The organism is Streptomyces sp. NPDC039609 (genome assembly GCF_055596705.1).
In genome coordinates, this window is the sequence record NZ_JBVIUJ010000008.1 from 64,183 (window position 1) to 80,651 (window position 16,469).

The following is a 16,469-nucleotide window of genomic DNA, read 5'->3' on the forward strand; positions in this document are numbered from 1 at the left end:
GCTATGACCGGGTCATCTCCACCAGCTTGACCACGGTGTTCCAGTTGCGCGAGGTGGCCACGATCCCCTTGAAGAGGGCGGGGCGGGAGAGCGCCTCACCGAGCTTGGACCGGCCGAGGCCGTCGGGTGTGTAGAGGTAGAGCGCGCGGTCGCCGAGCCGGAACTCCTCCGGCAGGAAGGCGTCCTGGTCGATGGCGGCGAAGCGTTCGGGGTCGACCCGCTCGGAGAGGTACGTGACGTGGAGCTGCTTCCCCTCCAGCTCGGCGGCGAGGAAGGGGCAGTCGTCGGCGACGGCGGCGAGGTACTCGGCGTCGCGGACGAGACAGTCGACGCGGAAGCCGAAGCGCTTCTCGATGGCGTCCTCGATGCCGGCGGTGAGTTCCCGCTCGTCGGCGTCGGCGGTGAAGACGGCGTTCCCGCTCTGGAGATAGGTTCTGACGTCGCCGTGGCCGAGGCCCTCGAGGAGGGAACGGAGCTCCGCCATGGGCACCTTGCGGTGTCCGCCCACGTTGATGCCGCGCAGCAGAAGAGCGTACGTCGTCGTCATGGTCACACGATAGGCGGCCGCCGTGCCCCGTGGGGGAGGGCACGGCGGCCGCCGGTCATCGGGCCGGGGCCGCTACTCGACGATCTTGAGCAGCTTGTTGGCGGTGCCCGCGGAGGGGTTGGAGATCTTGTCGGCGGTGGCTCCGCCGACGAGCGCCTGGGCGACCTGGTCCGGGGTGGAGTCCGGGTGTCCCGCGAGGTAGACGGCGGCCGCGCCGACCACGTGCGGGGTCGCCATGGACGTACCGGAGATGGTCTTGGTGCCGGTGTCGCTGTCGTTCCAGGCCGAGGTGATCTCCGAGCCGGGAGCGTAGAGGTCCACCACGGAACCGAAGTTGGAGAAGTCGGACTGCTGGTCGCCCTCGGTGGAGGAGGCGACGGTGATCGCCTCCTGGACACGGGAGGGAGAGCCCTGGCCCGCGTCGGAGGACTCGTTGCCCGCGGCGACACCGAAGGTGACGCCGGCGGCGATGGCCTTCTTGACGGCGTCGTCGAGGGCGGGGTCGGCGCCTCCGCCGAGGCTCATGTTGGCGACGGACGGGCCCTGGTGGTTCTTGGTGACCCAGTCGATGCCCGCGACGACCTGCTCGGTGGTGCCGGAGCCGTTGTCGTCGAGGACGCGGACGGCGACGATCTTGGCCTTCTTGGCGACACCGTGGGCGGTACCCGCGATGGTGCCGGCGACGTGCGTGCCGTGGCCGTTGCCGTCCTGGGCCGTGTCGTCGTTGTCGATGGCGTCGAAGCCGTCGACGGCACGGCCGCCGAAGTCCTCGTGGCTGACGCGGACTCCGGTGTCGATGACGTACGCGGTGACGCCCTCGCCACCCTTGTCGGGGTACGTGTACTTCTTGTCCCCGGCGGTCTCGGCCTGGTCGACCCGGTCCAGACCCCAGGAGGGCGGGTCCGTCTGGGTGGCGTTGATGGAGAACTTCTTGTTCTGGACGACCTTGGCCACGGCCGGGTCGGCGGCGAGGCGCTTGGCCTCGGTCTCCGAGAGGTCGTTGACCGAGAAGCCGTTGACCGCGGAGTCGTAGCTGCGGCGCAGGGTGCCGCCGTACTCCTTCGCGAGCTCGCTCTTGTCGGCCTTCTCGTCCAGCAGGACGACGTAGCTACCTGCGACGGCGCCTTCCGCGCCGAGGCCGTAGACAGTTCCGAGGGCGGGCGTGGGGGCCGCGCCGGCGAACTGGGTGGTGAAGACGGTGACTCCGGCCGCGGCCGCGATCGCGGTCGAGACGGCGATGAGCTTCGTCCGGCGGACACGCTTGTGTATTGCCATGAAGAGGGGTCTCCTCGTCAGGATTTGTGGGGGGATGAGCCACTGGAAGGAAACTCTCCGGTAGCTGCCTCGAAACCCTTGCTCATTGACGAGTGCAAATCAAGACCTACGTACACCTGTGACTTACTCAACAAGCTTTCGTAATAATAAATCGGTCAACTCGCCCCAACTCGGCGCACGCGTAGGGCCCCCGACCATCCGGGGGCCCTCAAGTGCGACGCGTTCTAGGGCAGTTCGGCCTCGATCAGGTCCGCGGCCCGACGCGCTCCGCCCTCGCCCGCCATCCGCTCCTGGATCTCCTTGGCGCGGACGGCCACTTCGGGGTCGTCGACGAGTGCGAGCACCGCTTCACGCAATTGCTCGGCGGTCGCCTCCTCCATCGGCAGGTGCCGGGCCACGCCCAGGGACTGGAGCATGTCCGCGTTGCCGAACTGGTCGACGGCCTGCGGGACCGCGACCATCGGGGTGGCGGTGGCCAGTCCCTCCTGACTGCCGCCCGCCCCGGCGTGGGTGATGAAGGCGTCCGCCTGCTTCAGGATCGCCAGTTGGGGGACCCAGGAGCGCACGTCGACATTGGCCGGAATCTCGCCGAGCTCCGACGGGTCGACGAAGGCGCCGATCTGGAGCACGACATGCCAGCCGGACAGGTCACCGAAGGCATCGATGCACGCCTTGTAGAAGTCGGGCCGCTTGGTGAAGGCCGAGCCCAGCGAGACCAGGAGCACCCGCTCCGCGTCCGCCGGCCGCTGCCACTCCCCCTGGTCCGCCCGGTCGCCCTGACAGGCGCCGACGAAGGTGAAGACGGACTCGTCGACCCGTTCGGCGTGCGGCTGGAGCGCCCGGGGGATGAGCGCGATCGCCCGTCGCGGGCGGGCGATCAGCCGGTCGGGGTGGGTGTCGACACCGTGCTCGACCAGCCAGTTCTCGAAGCGGGCGTAGTACGCCTTGCCCCGCTCGGATGCCTTGAGCTCGGCGAACATCGGCTCGGCGACCTCCTCCTCGTACCCCTCCCACGGGACGAGATTCGGCCAGAGTCCCACGACGGGGACATCCCACCGGTGTGCGAGGACCGGAGCGGGGTAGGCGGTGATGTCATGCAGCACGAGGTCGGGCCGGTCGCCGTCGAAGGCCTCCGCGAGCTGCGGGAGCGCCTGCACGGCGTCGTGGAGGAAGGGTTCGATGTTGTCGATGGGTTCGGTACCCCAGGCGTCCGGGTCGTCGTCGGTCGGAAGCGTGGAGGTGTAGACGACGGGGGTCGCGCCGGCCGCGGCGACCTTCTCGGCGAAGGAGGCGGGGATGGCGTAACTGACGCGGTGCCCGCGAGCGACGAGCTCGCGGATCACTTCGAGGCTCGGGTTCACATGGCCGTGGGCGGCGATGGAGAACATGGCGATATGGGCAGGGCGCGGAGTGGCGGTCATGCGTTCACAGTAAGCGAGACGAGACGTCTCGTCCAGTAAATCGGTGTCCGGTGGCGCGCGCGGGCGACTCAGCGACGCTGGTAGCGGGCGAGGACCAGATTCCCGTCCTCCACCAGACGCTTGCGCAGCTCTTCGGTGTCGATCGCGCCGCTGTAGTACTCCTGATACGCCGGGGTGGCCACCTTGTCCTTCCATTCCGGGTAGCCGCGCACCGATTGCGCGGGTGCGGGTCGCAAATATTCGGCCACGGCGGCTCCGGTCGCCCAGCCGTCCTTCGCGGTGCGCAGGGACGGGTCCGCGAGCGCCGCCGTGCCGGTCGGCAGCATCCAGTCGCCGCGCGCCAGGCGGACCATGCTGTCCGGCTGGAGGAAGAAGTCGAGGAACCGCGCCGCCTCCTTCTTGTACGGGCTGTCCTCGGCGATCGACAGCGTCTGCGGGCTGACACCCTGCGCGAGCCCGTCCTTCCCCGCGGGCGCCGGCAGCACGATCCACTCGAAGCCCTTGGGAGCCTGCTGGGTGATCTGCTGGCGGTACGAGAAGCCGAGCGGGACCATCGCGTACTTGCCGCCGAAGAAGCCCGGCAGGGCGTCCGAGCCGCCGGTGCCCAGAGTGGAGCGCGAGGCGCTGAGGTCCGTGTTCACCTGATCGTTGATGGTGCCGGGGACGACGCCGTCGTCCTCCGTGAAGCGGATGGTCACCCTTCCGTCGGGTTCCCGGTGGAAGAGCCGCCCGCCCGCCGAGAGCCCCAGGTTGAGGCTGACCGAGACCGGTTCCTTGAGGGGCCAGGCGACCGCGTATCTCCCCTTGCCCATGGTGGCCGTCAGATCCCTGGTGATCCGACGGAACTCCTCCCAGCTCCAGGGCTTCTCCGGGGTCGGGATGCGGACGCCGGAGGACTCCAGGATCTGCTTGTTCGCCATGATCACGCGGGGTTCCTGGAGGAACGGAACGCCGTAGATCCCGTCGCCGAAGGTCGTGGTCTCCCAGCTGCGCGCCGGGATGTCGGCCTTGAGGCGCTCGGGCAGGAGGGTGCGGAGATCGGCGAGGTAGCCGCCGTAGGCGAAGTCGGCCAGGTCGTCGGAGGCGTCGTGGATGATGTCGGGCGCCTCGCCGCCCTCGAAGGAGGTGAGGAGCTGGTCGTGGACGGAGTCCCAGCTGCCCTGGACGTAGTCGACCTGGATGTCGGGGTGGGCCGCGTTCCACTCCTTCACCAGTTGCCTGTTGGCGTCGACGGACTCCTTCTGCCAGGCCAGCGACTGGAAGCGGAGCCGGATCGGGCCGCCGTCGGAGTCGTCCCCGGCGGAACATCCGGTGAGGAGCAGCGCCAGCGCGGCCGCGGCCGCCGTGAACACCCGTACACGCATCAGGACTTCACCGCCCCGGCCAGCATCCCGCCCGTGATGCGCTTCTGGATGATCGCGAAGATGACGAGCGAGGGGATCGTGGCGAGGAACGCGGCCGCGGCGAGCGGCCCCAGGTCGGCGACACCCTCCGCGCCGAGGAAGTGGGTGAGGACGACCGGCAAGGTCTGCTTCTCCGGGGTCTTGAGCAGGACGAGCGCGAAGAAGAACTCGTTCCATGCGGTGATGAAGGCGAAGAGCGCGGTGGCGACGATGCCGGGAGCGAGCAGCGGGGCGGTGACCGAGACGAGCGTACGGAGCTTCCCGGCGCCGTCGACGGCCGCGGCCTCCTCCAGCTCGGCCGGGACGGCCCGTACATAACCGACGAGCATCCACAGCGCGAACGGCAGCGACCAGACGACGTACACCATGACCAGGCCGAAGAGGCTGTTGATCAGATGCAGGTTCTTCAGGACGAGGAAGAGCGGGATGATCACCAGCACGAACGGGAAGGCCTGGCTGATCACGACCCAGCCGGTGGCGGCCGTGGAGAGCCGGCCACGGTGGCGGGCCATCACATAGGCCATGGGCGTGGCGATGACGACGGCGATCAGAGCCGCCGCGAGGGCGGCGATCAGGCTGTTGCCCGCGGCCTGGAGCAGCGGCTGCTCCTCGAACGCCTGCCGGAAGTTGGCGAGGGTCGGGTCCTTCGGGATCCACGTCGGGTGCAGCGAGCCCAGTTCCGTCGCCGGCTTGAAGGCGGTGGAGATCAGCCAGAGGAACGGGAAGGCGAGGAAGACCAGATACGCCAGGAGGGCGAGGTACTGGCCGAACCGCGCGGGCTTGCTGGTGCGGAGCGTGCTCACCGGTCCTGGTCCCCCTTCAGCCGTCCGACGAGATAGAGGGCGAGGAGCACGGAGATGACGGCGACCATGACACAGCCCATCGCTGCGGCGTAACCGAACTGCCCGTAGCGGAAGGCCTCTTCGTAGGCGAAGAGCATGGGGAGCCGGGTGCGGCCGCCGGGTCCGCCGTTGGTCAGGACGTAGACCAGGGCGAAGGAGTTGAAGTTCCAGATGAAGTTCAGCGCGGTGATGGCGAGGGCGACCGGCTTGAGCGCGGGCCAGGTGACGGTACGGAAGCGGCGCCAGGCGCCGGCGCCGTCGAGGGCGGCGGCCTCGTGGAGTTCGTGCGGGGTGTTCTGCAGTCCGGCGAGCAGGGCGACCGTCGTCTGGGGCATCCCGGCCCAGATGCCGACGAGGATCACGGCCGGCAGGGCGGTGGCGAGCCCGGTGAGCCAGTCCCGCCCGTCGCCGAGGCCGAGATCGCGGATGGTCTCGTTGAGGATGCCCGCGTCGGGGTTGTAGACGAGCCGCCACATGATGCCGACGACGACCTCGGGCATGGCCCAGGGGATGATCGCGAGCGCCCGGGTCAGCCAGCGGAAGCGCAGGTTCTGGTTGAGCAGGAGCGCGAGCCCGAGGGCGAGCAGGAACTGCGGGACGGTGACCCCGACGGCCCACACCAGGCCGATCCGGAACGAGTCCCAGAACAGCGTGTCGTGCAGCAGGTCCTGGAAGTTGAGCGTGCCGACCCACCGGGTGGCCTGCGTGCGGCCGGACTGGGCATCGGTGAAGGCGAGGGCGATGCCGTAGAGCAGCGGGCCGACACTGAGGATCAGGATGGGGATCAGCGCGGGCAGCACCAGGAACCAGGCGCTGTGGTCCCGCCCGTGACCGGGTCTCCCGCCGGTGGTCTTCGGACCGCCGGACCGCTTCGTCGCGGTCGTCAGCACACTCATGAATTCGCCCCCTTATGTGCCTTTTGCCGCGCCGTCTCGGCCTCCGTCATGGTCCTGACGGTCCGTCGGTTCGTCAAGGTCACCTGCATGGATGCGAGACTTTGGCTGATTCGCACAGGCAGGCGGGAGAGACGGATGGACGAGGCGCGGGCACGGGAGATCCTGGCCGCCGCGGGGCTGCCCACGGGCGGCGAGAGCAGCCGCGGCGCGGTGCGCGAGCCGGGGGTGCCGCTCCTCGCACTCGGGGAGAACGCGGTCTTCGCGGTGGGCGATCTCGTGGTGAAGATCGGCCGGGACGCGGAGCTGCTCCCCCGGGCGGAGCGGGAGCTGGCGCTCGCGGGCTGGCTGGAGGACGCGGGCATCCCTGCCGTACGAGCGGCGGAGCCCAAGCCCCGCCTGGTGGAGGGCCACCCGGTCACCCTCTGGCAGCGACTGCCCGAGGCCGTGCGTCCGGCCGAGCCGCGCGATCTGGCGCCGCTGCTGCGGCGGATCCACGCCCTGCCGGAGCCGGCAGACCTCACGCTGCCGCGCCGCGAACTGCTCGGCGGCGTCGAGCGGTGGCTGCGGCTGGCCGGCGACGCGATCGATCCGGCCGACGCGGCCTTCCTGCACGAGCGCCGTGACTCCTTCGCCCCGGCGGCGGCCGCGCTCACCCCGCATCTCACCCCCGGTCCGATCCACGGCGACGCGCTGCCCCGTAACGTCCATGTCGGCCCCGACGGGCCGGTCCTGGTCGACCTGGAGACCTTCTCCTCCGATCTGCGCGAGCACGACCTGGTGGTGCTCGCCCTCTCCCGGGACCGGTACGGCCTCGATCCGGCCGCGTACGACGCTTTCACCGAGGCGTACGGCTGGGACGTACGGGAGTGGGACGGGTGCGCGGTGCTGCGCGGGGCCCGGGAGACCGCGAGCTGCGCCTGGGTGGCCCAGCACGCGCCGACGAACCCCAAGGCGCTGGCCGAATTCGAGCGCCGGGTGGCCTCGCTGCGGGAAGGTGACCCCGAGGTGCGGTGGTACCCCTTCTGACGGCATGACGGGGCACGCCGCTCGAATTCCCACTCACGATCGGGGTGTTGTGATGCGTGTGGAACTGTCCGAGGTGACGCTCGACGTCGAGGTGAGCGGCCAGGGTCCGGCCGTCCTGCTGGTGCACGGTTTTCCCGACAGCCATCATCTCTGGCGCCATCAGGTGCCGGCCCTGACCGCGGCCGGGTACAGGTGCGTCGCTCCGACGCTGCGCGGCTTCGGCGCCTCGGGCCGGCCGGAGGGCGGAGTGGAGGCGTACCACCCGGGCAAGCACGTCGGCGACCTGCTCGAACTCCTTGCGCGGCTGGATATCGACCGGGTCCATCTGGTCGGGCACGACTGGGGCTCGGGCATGGTGCAGGGTCTCGCCCAGGGCGCGCCCGAGCGGGTCGCGAGTCTGAGCATCCTGTCGGTCGGTCACCTGGCGTCCATCCGCGAGGCGGGCTTCGAGCAGAAGCAGCGGTCCTGGTACATGCTCCTGTTCCAGTTCCCGGGGCTCGCCGAGGAGTGGCTCGCACGGGACGACTTCGCCAACCTCCGGGAGATGCTGGGCGAGCACCCCGACGCGGAGGCCGTCATCGACCCGCTGAGGGCGCCCGGCGCGCTGACCGCGGCGCTGAACGTCTACCGGGCGGGTCTCCCCGCCGAGGTCCAGTTCGGCCCGGCACTGCCGCTGCCGCCGCTGCCCGGCCCCGTGATGGGTGTGTGGTCCCCCGGTGACCGCTTCATGACCGAACAGTCCATGACCGGCACCGGCAAGCACGTGGACGGCACCTGGCGGTACGAGCGCGTCGAGGACGCCGGGCACTGGCTCCAGCTGGACCAGCCGGAGCGGATCAACACGCTGCTTCTGGACTTCCTGGCGGAGAACCCGATCGGCTGACCGCACCGGAAGGACGCCGGGAGGCGGGCCGTCAGCCCGACCGTCGTCAGCCGGCCACCGTGGCCGGCTCGCGCAGCGGCCAGGTCGGGTCGACGACCGCCTCCGGGCTGCCCTTGCGGCGCAGGAAGTCCTGGAAGTCCTCCGCCCAGACGCGGTACCAGCCGATCTGACGCTCATGCAGCTCCGCCGGGGTCAGCTCGGCCACCGACCCGTGCCGCTCGGCTATCGCGACCGCCACCCGCACGGCGGCCAGCGCGTCGGCCGCCGCCTGGTGGGCCGCCTCGAGGACGACGCCGTACTCGGCGCAGACCGCCTCCAGGGTCCGCTTCCCCCGGCGGTAGCGGTCGACGGCACGGTCGATGGTGTACGGGTCGATTACCGGGCCTATCTGCGCGCCGCCAAGCCGCTCGCTCAGCGAGGGGAGCCCGTGACGCCGCAGCTCGGCGGAGAGCAGCGTCAGGTCGAAGGAGGCGTTGTACGCCACTACCGGGACGCCCTGGGACCAGTACCCCGTCAGGGTCTCGGCGATCTCGTCGGCGACCTCACGCACCGGCCGTCCCTCGGCGGCCGCCCGCTCGCTGCTGATGCCGTGGATCGCGGACGCCTGTGCCGGGATACGGATCCCCGGGTCGGCGAGCCAGTCCCGCTGCCGCGCGACGCGCCCGCCGTGGACGCCGACGATCGAGGCCGTCACGATCCGCGCCTCCAGCGGTTCGGTGCCGGTCGTCTCCAGGTCGAATCCGACCAGCGCTTCCCCGTGCCAAGCCATCGGGTCCTCCTTACGTGATCTCCCCCGTGGTGCTGAACACCCTCGCACGAGCCACTGACAACGGCCCTCGGGCCTCGGGTCCCGGGCTCAGGAGACCGGCCGGGAGTCGAGCCAGACCGACTCGAACTCCTCCCGGTATGTTGCGAAAAGTCCGTAATCGCCATCGCGTGGCTGCTGTCCCGAGCGCACCACGTTCCGACCGCCCCCGCGCAGCACCAGGACCGGCGCCTCCATCCCCCGCGCCTTCCGCAGATACGACTGGACGACACCGACGCCGTCCGGTCCGTCCCCGTCCACCAGGTAGGCGGTGAAGCGAGGCGTCTCGTCGAAGACATGGATCTGGAAGGCGCCCGGGTCGCGCAGCCTGGAGCGCACCCGCCGCATATGGAGGATGTTCATCTCCACCGAGCGGCTCAGCTCGCCCTTCTTCAGGCCCAGTTCGCGCTCGCGCCGTTTCACGGCGCTGCTCGCCGGGTTCAGGAACAGCAGCCGTATCCGGCAGCCCGACTCGGCAAGCCGCACGAGCCGCCGCCCGGAGAAGTTCTGCACCAGCAGATTCAGACCTATGCCAGTGGCGTCGAGGCGCCGGGCGCCGCCGAAGAGGTCCTCTGCCGGCAGCTGCCGCTGCAGCCGCACCCGGTCGGGATGGACGGAGACCACGTCCGCGTACCGGTCCCCGACCAGGTCCTCGACGGCGTCGACCGGCAGCCGGTCGGCGGACGGCACCGCCGCCCCGCTGCCGAGGATCTCCAGGAGCCGGGCGGAGGCCCGCTCGGACTGGGCGAGCACGGTGAGCGAGAGGGCCCGGTTGCGGGAGACGACGTTGCGCGTCACCTCCAGCTCGTCCAGGGCGAGCTCGACCTCCCGCCGGTCGTCGAAGTACGGCTCGAAGCACGGCCAGTGCTGCACCATCAGCTCCCGCAGCTGCGGGAGCGTGAGGAAGCTCAGCACGTTGTCGTCGGCCGGGTCGAGGAGATAGCCCTTGCGCCGCGAGACCTCGCGGACGGCGACGGCGCGCTGCACCCACTCCTGTCCGGCCGGGCCGGCCGCGGCCACCACCCAGTCCTCGCCGTGCACCGGTTCGTACACCGGCCGCAGCACGGCGGCCACCACGGCCCGCAGTCGCTGCTCGACGAGATTCAGCCAGATGTAGGCCCTGCCCGCCCGCTGGGCACGGGTGCGCACCTCGCTCCAGGCTTCGGCGCCCCAGTCGAGCTCCGCCCCGATCTCCATCGGTCTGGCGACCGAGACCGCTCCTGGCGGGACTTCCACGGGGTCGGGGGAGCTCCCCTCGTGACCCGCGTCACCTGGGGGCAGCTCCAGACCTCCCGAGCTCACCCGCGCACCGCCTTCTACTTCTGGACGCCCGTTCCGACCGTCTGTCGACGATCAAGGAAGGGTACTCCGCGAGCGGGAGGCGGTGCAGCAGGATCGGCAGGCTGCTTCCTCAACTCCCCTGATTCGGAGCGCCGTTCTGGTTGGCGAGATCGGCCGGAGTGAGCGGATTCATAGCGGTAACGTCCCTGGGTGCGAGCTGGAAGCCCTGCCAGTGGACCGGCATCGGCTGCTGGTCCTCGTCCCGGGCGATGTGATGGAACCCGATGTTGACCCAGACGGCGGGGTCGGTCAGCGTCTCTCCGTTGACCCACTTGTCCACGCTGTCGGGCGCGTTCGAGCCGCAGTTGAGGATGTTGTTGCTGGCGAACTGCTCACAGGCCCGGGTCTGGGTGAAGTAGATGTCGTGCTTGGTGAAGCCGCGCCCGGCGTGGGTGTTGGAGGGGCCGGGCACGATCTCGTACGAGCGGGCATGGCCGTCCTTGTTCTTGCCGGTGGCGCTGACCACCCGCCACCAGCGCATGTTCTTCGCGTCGCCCGCCAGCTCCTTCGTCACCGGGGTGCGCGTGGTCTTCACGGTCGGGCCGCCGCCACCGGCCGCCGGAGCCGTGACCTTGGAGTCGTACTGCTCGATCCGGTCCTTGACGCTGCCGTCGAGGCCGAAGTCGAGCCGCCAGAAGACGTTGTGGGCATGGCTGGTGGCATAGGAGCGGGCACCGGGGCCGATGGGCCAGCCACGGCCGTCGGTCGCGTTGTAGTCCCCCGGCGACAGACTGCCGGTGGCGCCGACATTGGCGGCGATCGTGCCGTCGGAGGAGAACCGCCACTCGGTGATGTACTCGTACCAGGCCACCTTGTTGACGGTGTAGACGAGCAGGTCCTTGCCCTGGGCCTGCCAGACCTTGGTGCCCTCGTCGTTGGCCATCCGGTAGGCGTGACCGCGCGCCCGGGTGGTGGTGCACAGGCCGTTGACGTTGCCGACCTCGGGCACCTTCACGGCGGTGATCGTGCCGCCGGGACACTCGGCCGGCTTCAGGTTCTGCAGCCCCCAGCCGAAGCCGGCGCCTGTGAGGTCGTCGTACTCGGCGTTGCCGTCGTCGTAGGGGACGTGGATCTGCGCGAGCTTGGCGCTGTTCAGGACGCGGATCGGGGCGGCCGCGCTCTTGGGCTGGTAGGTGACCTTGTCCAGGATGAGGCCGGAGTCGGTGTCGTAGCGCCAGCACATGCGCCAGGTGGTGCCGCCGTCGAGGGTCTGTTCGACCCGGTAGGCGGCGGAGCAGTCGGGGCGGGGCGGCGCCGGGGCCGCCGTGGCGGAGCTCACCGGGCCCGCGGCCGCCGTGGCGGTGGCGAGGAGCGCGGCGGAAGCGAGGACGGCGCCCTGCTTGCGGGCGCGCGAGAGGAACGGGTGGGGCATGGGTCGAGAACTCCCTCGTAGGCGGGTCGGTGGTCAGCCGACGCGCGTGACGGTCCTGGCGCTGAGATCGACGATGAGATTCCGGGTGTCGATCCACGAGCCGTTGAGGATCTTGGTGACGAGCCGGACGCAGCGGTGCTCGCCGCATGCGGCGAGCTGGGCGGGCACCTTCGCCTCGCGGTAGGTGCGGTAGACGTCGCCGTTGAACCAGAGCTGGTCGGGCGAGGTCAGCGCCTTGCCGGTGGCGTCCTTGTAGTCCTCCCGGACCCCCTTGCCGAGCGGGCCCGCGAGGATCAGCTCCAAGGCCTCGCGCAGCTCCTCGGGGTGCGCCGAGGGCTGCACCCCGCGCTGCGCGGCGGCGTGCTCGACCTTCCCGGTCTCCAGGTTGACGGTCCGGGTGATCAGCTCGTCGCGCCCGTAGTCGTAGAAGCGGACCTCGGCGCGGCGCGGCGAACCGGGTTTGTCGATCTCCTCCGGCAACGGATCGGCGAGCTCGGTGGCCAGGTGCTGAGGACCTCGGCCCCCTTCGACGTCGCGCTGCGCGGAGGCGGCCGGCGGGGTCAGCGCCAGGGCCTCGGCCCGCTTCAGCTCGTCGTCGGTGAGGGGGTCGGTGCCGACGCCCTTCGCTCCCTCGGGCGGTGCGGTGGCCAGGGTCGCGGGCTCCGGCGCCGTACCGGCGGCGTCCGCCGACCCCGGCGGTGCGGACGCGGCGGTACGACCCCCGGCGAGGTCGTTCCCGCGCGTGCCCTCGGCGCCCGCGTTCCCCGGCAGGGTGATCCCGACCATGAGGGCGGTTCCTGTCACCGCCATGGCCGCGCCCGCCACCACTTTCCCCAGATGGCGGCGCACTATTTCGTACACACTTCCCCCTCTGTATCCCCCTTGTGTACTGGTCACCCGGTAGGACGGGCCGAAGTCCTAGGAGGTTGCCCCCTTTTCGGGCAGGATCTGGCCGGAGTGCACCCCAACACCCGGATCAGAATGGAAGAGTCTTATCTATGCAGGTCTGGCCGGGACAGGCGTATCCCCTGGGCGCCACCTACGACGGCGCTGGAACCAATTTCGCGGTCTTCTCCGAGGCCGCCCACAGAATCGAGCTGTGTCTGCTCCACGACGACGGCTCGGAGACGGCGGTGGAGCTGCGTGAGACGGACGCCTTCGTCCGACACGCCTATCTGCCGGGAGTGATGCCGGGTCAGCGGTACGGGTTCCGCGTCCACGGCCCGTACGTGCCGGAGCGCGGGCAGCGCTGCAACTCGGCGAAGCTGCTCCTCGACCCCTATGCCCGTGCGGTCTCGGGCTCCGTCGACTGGGGCGAGGCGGTGTACGGCTACCACTTCGGGCGGCCGGACTCGCGCAACGACCTGGATTCGGCGCCGCACACGATGACCTCGGTCGTGGTCAATCCGTACTTCGACTGGGGCGACGACCGGCGTCCGCGCACCGACTACCACCGTACGGTGATCTACGAGGCCCATGTGAAGGGCCTGACGATGCTCCACCCGGAGCTGCCGGAGGAGCTGCGCGGGACGTACGCGGGGCTCGCGCACCCGGCGGTCATCGGCCATCTCAAGGAACTGGGTGTCACGGCACTGGAGTTGATGCCGGTGCACCAGTTCGTCCACGACCACCGGCTGGTGGACGCCGGCCTCTCGAACTACTGGGGCTACAACACCATCGGCTTCTTCGCCCCACACAACGCCTATGCCTCCTGGGGCGACCGGGGCCAGCAGGTGCTGGAGTTCAAGTCGGCGGTACGGGCCCTGCACCAGGCGGGGATCGAGGTCATCCTCGACGTGGTCTACAACCACACGGCCGAGGGCAACCATCTGGGCCCCACGCTGTCCTTCCGGGGCCTGGACAACCCGTCGTACTACCGCCTCTCGAACGACCGCCGGTACTACACGGACACCACCGGCACCGGTAACTCACTGCTCATGCGGTCCCCGCACGTGCTTCAGCTGATCATGGACAGCCTGCGGTACTGGGTGACCGAGATGCATGTCGACGGCTTCCGCTTCGATCTGGCGGCGACGCTCGCCCGGCAGTTCCACGAGGTGGACCGGCTGTCCTCGTTCTTCGACCTGGTGCAGCAGGACCCCGTGGTCAGCCAGGTGAAGCTGATCGCCGAGCCGTGGGACGTGGGCGAGGGCGGCTACCAGGTGGGGAACTTCCCGCCGCTGTGGACCGAGTGGAACGGCAAGTACCGGGACTGCGTACGGGACTTGTGGCGCGGTGAGCCCCGGACGCTCGCGGAGTTCGCGTCCCGGCTGACCGGCTCGTCCGACCTCTACCAGGACGACGGCCGGCGGCCGCTCGCCTCGGTCAACTTCGTCACCTGCCACGACGGCTTCACGTTGCGCGACCTCGTCTCGTACAACCAGAAGCACAACGAGGCGAACGGGGAGGGCAATCGGGACGGCGAGGGCTACAACCGGTCGTGGAACTGCGGCGCCGAGGGCGAGACGGACGACATCGGCATCGACGAGCTGCGCAACCGGCAGATGCGGAACTTCCTCGCCACGCTGATGCTGTCGCAGGGCGTGCCGATGCTCAGCCACGGTGACGAGTTCGGGCGGACGCAGGGCGGCAACAACAACGCGTACTGCCAGGACAACGAGGTGTCGTGGGTGCGCTGGCCGGAGCCGGGCGCCTCGGAGGAGGGCACCCTGCTGGAGTTCACCCGCGCGATGGCGCGGCTGCGGCGGGACCATCCGGTCTTCCGCCGCCGCCGCTTCTTCCACGGGCGGCCGGTGGAGGGCACGCACGACGAGCTCACGGACATCGCCTGGTTCACCCCGGAGGGCGAGGAGATGACCTCGCGGGACTGGCAGGCGGCGCACGCCCAGGCGCTGTCGGTCTTCCTCAACGGCAATGCGATCTCGGAGCCGGGGACGCAGGGGGAGCGGATCGCGGACGACTCGTTCCTGCTGATGTTCAACGCGTCGTCGCAGGAGCTGGAGTTCGAGGTCCCGGTCAACCACGGCCAGACCTGGCGGGTGGTGGTGGACACGTCCCACCCGGAGGGCATCCCACCCCAGGAGGGCCCGAAGGTGGCGGCGGGCGAACGGGTGACGCTGGCACCGCTGAGCCTGACGGTCCTGAAACGCCCGGCGTAGCCGGGACGACGTCCCCGGCCGGGGGGCGGGGGTGGGGGTGGGGGTGGGGGCGGCGGCTCGGAGGGGCGGCGCCCACCGGCACCCCCGCCACCCCGTTGTGGGCAGGCGTTCCGCGGGGCTGGGGAGGGTGGGGTGCGGGTGGGCACCGCACCGGCGGAACGGTCCCCGCGACGGGGGGGGAGGGGGCACCGCCCCGGTGGAGCGGGGGACTCGAGCCGGTCGAGGGTGCGCGCTCGTCGTCAAGGGCTTGGGGTCAGTTCCCGGGACCGCGGCGTCGGGACGACGGGCCGAGCCGTCCAGGAGAGCAAGGCGCACAGCACCGCCGCCACCACCGCCACGGCAAACGCCGCCGCCGACCCGTACGTGTCCGCGAGCCGTCCCGAGAGGGCGAGCGCCAGCGCCTGCCCGCCGACGACGCCACTAGTCAGAAACGCCATCGACTCGGCCAGCCGGGACGCCGGGACGGTCCGCTCGGTGAGCCCGAAGACCGTGATCAGATGAGGTGCGTACGCGGCACCGAGGACGATCACGACCGCGTACAGCGCGACCATCGAGTCGACGAAGACGAGCGGGACGGAGAGGACGACGAGCGCCGCCGTCGCCGCCCTCCACCGCGTCGCCAGCCCGATCCGCGCGGGCACCGCCGCCATGGACAGCCCGACCGCGGCGCTCATCACCCCCATCGCCGCATAGACGAGCCCCGCCTGCGCCGGCGCCCCGAGCTTCTCCGTGAGCGCGGTGATCCCGGCCTGCGAGGCCCCGAACATGGCGCCCTGAAGCACCATCGTGATCCGGAGCGCGTACGCGGACCTCGGCAGCCGGCCCCGTTCGGCGGCAGCCGTCCGGGTGATGGCGGCCTTCGTACCGCCCTCGGCAGCGAAAGCCGACGGGTGCAATGCGAAGGCCGCGCCGCACGTGGCCAGGAGCCCCGCCGCAAGCAGCAGGGCCGCGGCCGGATGGGCGAGCGCCGCCGCGAGGCCGACGAAGGCCGGTCCGAGGACGAACGACACCTCGTCGAGCGTCCCTTCGAAGGACAGCACCGTCCCCACCGTCCGGTCGTCCGCTCCGGAACCCCGGGCCAGGGCGACCGAGCGGACCCGGGCGAGCGGCCCGATCTGCGGGACGGTCGCCCCGGCCAGCGCGCCGAGGAGCATCAGCCAGCCGGTCGCCGCGTGCGCGAGCGCCGCGAGGACGAGCGCGGCGACGGCCACCGCGTTGGCGAGGGACGCGGCGATGACCACCCCGCGCTGCCCACGCCGGTCGGCGAGGCGGCCGATGACCGGTCCGGAGACGGTCTGCCCCGCCGCGAGCGCCCCTCCGGCGAGCCCCGCCGTCGTCAGTGATCCGCTCGTCTCGGCGACCAGGAGCAGGCTGCCGAGCTGGCACATGGCGGTGGGCAACCGCCCCATGAAGGAGAGGACCGGAAGCACAGGTCCGAGCAGGGAGAGGGTGTCGCGATACATGCGAAGCATCGGCCGAACGTAACGCGATGCACACGAACGGACGCATGAGGCGATGACACAGAAGCCTCCACGCCGG

14 protein-coding genes are annotated in these 16,469 nt (G+C 70.6%); 3 read left to right on the forward strand and 11 right to left on the reverse strand.

The window, feature by feature from the left end:
- Window position 1: 1 nt before the first annotated feature.
- From ACZ561_RS24255 to ACZ561_RS24280, 6 genes are all read right to left on the reverse strand, one after another.
- Window positions 2–547 carry a DUF1697 domain-containing protein gene (locus ACZ561_RS24255; protein ID WP_470998753.1) on the reverse strand — a complete coding sequence of 182 codons (546 nt, stop codon included), beginning with the start codon at window positions 545–547 and terminating at the stop codon, window positions 2–4.
- A 72-nt stretch (window positions 548–619) separates the two neighbouring features.
- Window positions 620–1,822, reverse strand: coding sequence for a S8 family peptidase (locus ACZ561_RS24260; RefSeq protein WP_470998755.1), 1,203 nt, complete (start codon window positions 1,820–1,822; stop codon window positions 620–622).
- Window positions 1,823–2,046: 224 nt separating this feature from the next.
- On the reverse strand, window positions 2,047–3,243 hold the full coding sequence (gene mgt, locus ACZ561_RS24265; protein ID WP_470998756.1) for a macrolide-inactivating glycosyltransferase: 1,197 nt from the start codon (window positions 3,241–3,243) through the stop codon (window positions 2,047–2,049).
- 68 nt (window positions 3,244–3,311) lie between these two features.
- Window positions 3,312–4,607, reverse strand: a complete 1,296-nt coding sequence (locus ACZ561_RS24270) for an ABC transporter substrate-binding protein (protein ID WP_470998758.1) — start codon at window positions 4,605–4,607, stop codon at window positions 3,312–3,314.
- On the reverse strand, window positions 4,607–5,449 hold the full coding sequence (locus tag ACZ561_RS24275; RefSeq protein ID WP_470998760.1) for a carbohydrate ABC transporter permease: 843 nt from the start codon (window positions 5,447–5,449) through the stop codon (window positions 4,607–4,609). Before ACZ561_RS24275 ends, ACZ561_RS24270 begins: the two co-directional genes overlap by 1 nt.
- A complete protein-coding gene (locus ACZ561_RS24280) occupies window positions 5,446–6,384 on the reverse strand; it encodes a carbohydrate ABC transporter permease (RefSeq protein ID WP_470998762.1) in 939 nt (312 codons plus the stop codon). Before ACZ561_RS24280 ends, ACZ561_RS24275 begins: the two co-directional genes overlap by 4 nt.
- A gap of 135 nt (window positions 6,385–6,519) precedes the next feature.
- Here ACZ561_RS24280 and ACZ561_RS24285 point away from each other — a divergent pair, with 135 nt between their 5' ends.
- The gene (locus tag ACZ561_RS24285) at window positions 6,520–7,410 is read left to right on the forward strand and encodes a phosphotransferase enzyme family protein (RefSeq protein ID WP_470998764.1); all 891 of its coding nucleotides are present in this window, start codon (window positions 6,520–6,522) and stop codon (window positions 7,408–7,410) included.
- 52 nt (window positions 7,411–7,462) lie between these two features.
- A complete protein-coding gene (locus ACZ561_RS24290; protein ID WP_470998766.1) occupies window positions 7,463–8,293 on the forward strand; it encodes an alpha/beta fold hydrolase in 831 nt (276 codons plus the stop codon).
- Window positions 8,294–8,339: 46 nt separating this feature from the next.
- Here ACZ561_RS24290 and ACZ561_RS24295 read toward each other — a convergent pair whose 3' ends face one another.
- From ACZ561_RS24295 to ACZ561_RS24310, 4 genes are all read right to left on the reverse strand, one after another.
- Complete coding sequence (locus tag ACZ561_RS24295; protein ID WP_470998768.1) at window positions 8,340–9,062, reverse strand: exonuclease domain-containing protein; 723 nt, start codon at window positions 9,060–9,062, stop codon at window positions 8,340–8,342.
- Between the two features lie 87 nt (window positions 9,063–9,149).
- Window positions 9,150–10,400, reverse strand: a complete 1,251-nt coding sequence (locus ACZ561_RS24300) for an SAV2148 family HEPN domain-containing protein (protein ID WP_376444791.1) — start codon at window positions 10,398–10,400, stop codon at window positions 9,150–9,152.
- 109 nt (window positions 10,401–10,509) lie between these two features.
- Window positions 10,510–11,811: a copper amine oxidase gene (locus ACZ561_RS24305; RefSeq protein WP_470998770.1), complete on the reverse strand. Its 1,302-nt coding sequence runs from the start codon at window positions 11,809–11,811 to the stop codon at window positions 10,510–10,512.
- Between the two features lie 33 nt (window positions 11,812–11,844).
- Window positions 11,845–12,672 carry a Tat pathway signal sequence domain protein gene (locus tag ACZ561_RS24310; RefSeq protein ID WP_470998772.1) on the reverse strand — a complete coding sequence of 276 codons (828 nt, stop codon included), beginning with the start codon at window positions 12,670–12,672 and terminating at the stop codon, window positions 11,845–11,847.
- Between the two features lie 137 nt (window positions 12,673–12,809).
- Here ACZ561_RS24310 and glgX point away from each other — a divergent pair, with 137 nt between their 5' ends.
- Window positions 12,810–14,930 (forward strand): glycogen debranching protein GlgX, encoded by a 2,121-nt coding sequence (gene glgX / locus ACZ561_RS24315; protein ID WP_470998774.1) that lies wholly within the window; start codon window positions 12,810–12,812, stop codon window positions 14,928–14,930.
- A gap of 239 nt (window positions 14,931–15,169) precedes the next feature.
- Here the strand turns inward: glgX and ACZ561_RS24320 are convergent, their stop codons facing one another.
- Window positions 15,170–16,393, reverse strand: a complete 1,224-nt coding sequence (locus tag ACZ561_RS24320; protein WP_470999325.1) for an MFS transporter — start codon at window positions 16,391–16,393, stop codon at window positions 15,170–15,172.
- Window positions 16,394–16,469 lie beyond the last annotated feature (76 nt).